The organism is Rhodanobacter denitrificans (assembly GCF_003335105.1).
Lineage (GTDB): Bacteria > Pseudomonadota > Gammaproteobacteria > Xanthomonadales > Rhodanobacteraceae > Rhodanobacter > Rhodanobacter denitrificans_A.
Genome location: NZ_QFWQ01000021.1, coordinates 1 through 879, shown reverse-complemented (window position 1 = coordinate 879; position 879 = coordinate 1). Strand labels below are relative to the sequence as shown.

The following is an 879-nucleotide window of genomic DNA, read 5'->3' as shown; positions in this document are numbered from 1 at the left end:
AGGTCAACGGCGGCGGCTGGACCACGGTGCAAGCCAGCGGAGCCACCAGCTGGGGTACCAGTGGTCGCGGCAATGGCACCTATGGTTATCAGGTGCAGGCCTGCAACGCCGGCGGTTGCGGTCCGTGGAGCGGAACGGCTTCGGTCGTAGTCACCATCCCCGTGCCCATCGGCATCAATGGCAACGCCTATGCAGTCAGTAACCTGATCGCCTCCGGCAAGACAGGCTACTCCACCATCGGCTTCGCCATCGTCGGGGGTAGCACCTGGGAGGTGTATGGCGCAACGCCGGTCGGAGGCAACACCGTCAAAGCGTCCGGTGCGGTACCGGCCACCGCCGTTACCGTCCAATACACCTGGACGCTGATCGGGCCACCGGCGGGGGACGTCGATTCCGGAGGGACCTTGAGCAACGGCGCATCGTCGCCCACGACGCTGGGCTCAAACCCGGCGAGTTACTACACCACCAGCACCTACAACTCGACATCCGGCTCAAGAGGACGCACGTATCAGCTGCGTGTCGACTTCTTCAATGCCGCCGGAGCGAACATCTCCAGCTCCACCTGCACGATGACCGCCGAGACGGAGGGTTCGACATGAGCCGGATGCGATCGACGTTGCAGGGTCTGCTTGGCGGCCTCATGTTGTCGGCCGGCGTGGCACACGCAGGCACGCACCACTACTACTACACCGACCCACAAGGTACCGTGCTGGCCAAGGCCGATGCCAGCGGCACCGTCATCGCCACCTACGACTACGCGCCGTACGGCAGCCAGGCGCTGGGTACAGCGCCGAACGGGCCGGGGTATACGGGGCATGTGAACGACCCGGATACCGGGTTCGTGTACATGCAGGCGCGGTATTACGATCCGGCGGTGGG

1 protein-coding gene and 1 pseudogene are annotated in these 879 nt (G+C 64.8%); both read left to right on the top strand.

All coding sequences use genetic code 11. The features are described from left to right. Positions 1 to 599 (top strand): annotated as a pseudogene (locus tag DEO45_RS16650) (hypothetical protein); the annotation flags it as partial. Then, positions 596 to 879: RHS repeat-associated core domain-containing protein (locus DEO45_RS16325; RefSeq protein ID WP_317616019.1), on the top strand; the 284-nt coding region annotated here is incomplete at its 3' end. The pseudogene DEO45_RS16650 and the gene DEO45_RS16325, both read left to right, overlap by 4 nt.